Below are 4206 nucleotides of genomic sequence, written 5' to 3'. Positions count from 1 at the left end.
TGGCTAATGGTAACATCACTTGTAGGTTCACTGTCAAGCACTACGGTATAAGTGGCTGTAGCAGACTCGGCTATCGTTGCTGATGTTACTGATTGAGTGATACCAGCAGCAGTATCATCATCGATCATTGTGGCAGTGAAGTTAGCCATACTGACAGTATCGTAACCACCACCAGAAATAGCATGACTAATGATAACAGTTTCCCTAACCGCATCATTGTCATTCACACTAGTAACCGTTACCATTTGTGGACTGCTCCAGTTGCGACGGGTAAAAGTGAGTAATGGGGTTACTGTGGCAGCTGTGGTATCACTACTGGTCAATCTAATGGTAACATCACTTGTAGGCTTTTTACCAAGCACTATGGTATAAGTGCCTGTGGCAGTCTCAGCTATCGTTGCTGATGTTGCTGATTGAATAATACTTTGTGGTTTTACTTCCTCCAATTGCCAACCGAAACACACAAAAAACCAAAAATTACAGACTTGAACAAACTCAACAGGAATATCAGATACATGCACCAAAACATCGCTCATGGTAACAGCGTTATAACCACTACCAGTAACGGTGTGTGAAACATAGACAACTTTATCAACATTAATATCCCGCACGCTAGTAACTGTTACTATTTGTGGGGTAGCCCAATTATTGGTGGTAAATGTCAATGAAGGGGTTACAGTAACAATATTGGTATCAGAGCTAGTCATCGCAATAACAACATCGCCTGTCGGATCAGCATCAAGTACTACGGTATAAGTATCTGTAGTATTCTCACCTATATCTACTGTTGTTGTTGATTGAATGATGCTTTTTAATGCTGAACTAGGTGTCCTATCAATTATGCGGACTTTAATATCAGACATACTGACAGAACCGTAACCACCGCCCGAAATAACATGTCTAATAGCAACAGTTTCGTTGTCCATATCAGGGTCATTCACAGCAGTAATCGTAATCGTTTGTGGACGGCTCCAGTTGCTAGTGGTAAAGGTGAGTGATCGGGTTACTGTGGCTACAGCAATATCACTACTGGTCAATCTAATGGTAACATCACCTTCAGGTTCACTGTTTAACACTATAGTGTAAGCACCTGTTCTGCCCTCACTCATTATCATTACTGTTGCTGATTGAGTAACACCAGCAACAACAGCAGTAGCTGATATTGCTAATTGGGTGACAGCAGCTGTTGCTAACTGGGTGATAGCAGCAGTATCATTATCAATCATTGTGGCAGTAAAGTTAGCCATACTGACAGTATCGTAACCACCACCAGAAATAGCATAGCTAATGATAACAGTTTCGTTATCCGTATCATTGTCATTCTCAGCAGTAATCGTAATCGTTTGTGGACGGCTCCAGTTGCTAGTGGTAAAGGTGAGTAAAGGGGTTACTGTGGCAGCTGTGGTATCACTACTGGTCAATCTAATGGTAACATCACTTGTAGGTTCACTGTCAAGCACTATGGTATAAGTGCCTGTGGTATCCTCAGCTATCGTTGCTGATGTTGCTGATTGAATAGCATGCTTGTTAAGTAGTTTTTCTATTTTAATTTGTTGTGAGCGCTCAACCATCTCTAGTAGCGTTAAATCCATTCTTGTTGAATCTCTAAACGCCTTTTTATCAAACGCAAAGCTTGTCATCTTTTCATTCGTATTGAATGGGAAACTTAAATTTAACTTGGCGTAGCCAGAATGCTCCATGGTGTTGGAATCTTCTTGACCGAACTCAATGCTACTTGAGGGTGAGAGTTGGACTTCTACACCAAGGATACTACCATTAATGCTACCTCCTGCGCTTTGATCCCAGTAGTAATGTGTGCCTTTGATTTTTGCCCAAGGAATATAAGGTATTTGTCCAGTTACTTTAATGTCATGACCGCTTAGGGCTTCTTCAGTATAATCCCCAATCACGACTTTATTTGAGAGTGGGTGGTATTTATTAGCAGTAAGGCTAAAGTTACTTCTTTGGTATTCTAAGCCTAAGGAAGTACGCTTGTGCTTAGAGTTGATTTCATAATCAGTAAAGATATTAATACCTACAATCGCACGATCGTCTTCTACCAACATACGATGTCCTAATCCAAGGTTAAGGGTATTACGACGACTGCCTTCATTCTCAGAGTTGAACAAAGAACCTTGAATAAAGGTTAATGTTTTAATCTTTGAGTTAAACTCACTGAGTGGCTGAATAGTGTCAATGTTATAACTCAGTTTTTTTGAGCTAATCCCACCAATACTCACCTCACTACGGCCAGCGCCAAATTTGTTTAACAATTTATTGGCTTTGCTATTAATTAAACCTTCGGTTTTGTTAGCAGCTTGGTTTTTGAGCTGGTTACTAATACCTGTGGTAATCTTATTACCCAGTTGATCAGCATTGTCTGAATTAGTAGAGCCTAAGGCATTGCGCACCGTGCCTGCCACCTCTTTTAATAAAGTAGTGGCTTGGTTATATTTTTTGCTAACAGGTTGTGGGTTATTGCCGTTGTAAGGCTTGCTAAGATCTAGATAAGCGGCTTTGTTAAATTCTGCTTTGTTGAGTTGCTGAGGGTTGTCAACAGCGAAGACATTAAAAGAGAGTGTGGTTAAAAGACTAAGGGCAAGAAAGCGTTTGAGTTTATCAAGCCCACTGGATAGCACTCCCCGCGCAATATTTACTATTGGGATTAGTGTTGAGGTTTTAGAAAAAGTGTTGTTAAAGCAGTGGGTTAATTGGGTTTTTATTATTATACTAGTCACGGTAAAACCCTCTTTTATAATCAAGATTTGAATTTTATTATATCCTGTCCGCACTTCTTGTACAAATTAAATGACTCTTGGAGACCTTTGCACAACCCAGCCAAAAAACCACCAATCCAGTAAAATAACAACCCTCTAATAAACAACTAAAAACTAAAAAATGTCTTGGAAAAATACCCAACAAAACTCATTTGCAGATCCTCTTGTCATTGAACACAAATCCCTATCAGAGCTTGATGATGTGCATAACATCATCAACTGGAGCGAGATAGAACAAACTCTATCAAATCTATATTCATCTAAAACAGGTGCAAGTGCTTATCCACCTATAATGATGTTTAAGATTCTCATCTTGCAAGCTTGGTATGGCTTAAGTGACGAGGCTCTAGAAAAACAAATTGCTAGAGATTTAATGTTCAGACGCTTCATTGATTTAAGTTTAAGCGAAGTAGTGCCAGACCACGCTACCATTTGGCGTTTTAGACAACTACTCAATACTGAAAATTTGCTAGAACCGCTACTAGAACAAATCAATCATCATTTAGAACAAAACAGTATTATTGTTTCTCTAGGTTTAATCAACATTATTGATGCCACCGTCATTGAAGCCAAGCAATCACGCAAACGCAAAGGTAGGAATGGCAATAACACTCAAGATCCTGAAGCTGGCTATGAAGTCTAAAGGATTGTTACGCCCAATGAGTGGGAAAGGACTAAAAATAGAGAAATAAAGCAAGAAAACAGCTGGGAACACAAGGTTTTTTTGACTTTATGAAAAAATACAGGTAATTTTGAAAGGGTCATGACAACTTAAGCGAGACCTTTGTATAAATAGGAATAATCATTATCAACCCATTTTTCACCCACTTGGCGATTTTTTAAACCCAGCCTTAGCCCTGATAGGACAAGGTTTAAAGAAATCACCAATTGGGCAAAAATTGGATTTTGCTAATCATTCCTATTTATGCAAAGGCCTCTAACAAATATTTGAGTGCTATTAGACTTAGAATTTTAGAGTTATCTCAACTTCAATCTGCCCCACTAGTGGGGCAGATTGAAGTTGACGAATCTTACTTTGGTGCACGGCGCGTCCGCGGTAAGCGCGGCTGTGGCGCCCTAGGAAAAACCATTGTGTTTGGTTTGCTAAAACGAGGAGATAAGATTTATACTGAAATTGTATCAGATTGCTCTGCAGCTAGGCTGCAGAGCATAATTAGAGGTAAGGCAAGCATTGATAGTGTGATTCATTCTGATGGTTGGAAAGGGTATAATGGCATTGTAGATTTTGGCTATAAAAAGCATTTTAGAGTGCATCATGGAAAGAATGAATTTGCTAGAGGCAATGCGCATATTAATGACATAGAATCGTTTTGGGGTTATGCCAAAATTAGATTAGTAAAATTTAAAGGAATGAATAAAAAAATGTTTAATTTACACCTTAAAGAATGTGAATTTAGATTTAATAATC

At 39.0% G+C, this 4206-nt stretch carries 2 protein-coding genes and 1 pseudogene; 2 read left to right on the top strand and 1 reads right to left on the bottom strand.

Annotated elements, in window-relative coordinates; translation table 11 throughout:
- On the bottom strand, positions 1-2738 hold a 2738-nt coding region (locus BBROOKSOX_RS09165; protein WP_218973718.1), incomplete at its 3' end, for an inverse autotransporter beta domain-containing protein.
- 160 nt (positions 2739-2898) lie between these two features.
- Between BBROOKSOX_RS09165 and BBROOKSOX_RS09160 the strand changes: the two genes are divergently transcribed.
- Both BBROOKSOX_RS09160 and BBROOKSOX_RS09155 read left to right on the top strand, forming a co-directional pair.
- Entirely contained in the window at positions 2899-3420 is a 522-nt protein-coding gene (locus tag BBROOKSOX_RS09160; protein ID WP_139661270.1) for a transposase, read from the top strand.
- Between the two features lie 314 nt (positions 3421-3734).
- Positions 3735-4206 (top strand): annotated as a pseudogene (locus tag BBROOKSOX_RS09155) (IS1595 family transposase); the annotation flags it as partial.

The organism is bacterium endosymbiont of Bathymodiolus sp. 5 South (assembly GCF_900128535.1).
GTDB lineage: Bacteria > Pseudomonadota > Gammaproteobacteria > PS1 > Pseudothioglobaceae > Thiodubiliella.
This window is presented reverse-complemented; position numbering and strand designations above follow the sequence as displayed.

Bases quoted from the DNA above. Each gene is read 5' to 3' on its own strand.
- BBROOKSOX_RS09160 (WP_139661270.1), top strand. From the start codon at position 2,899: ATGTCTTGGAAAAATACCCAACAAAACTCATTTGCAGATCCTCTTGTC.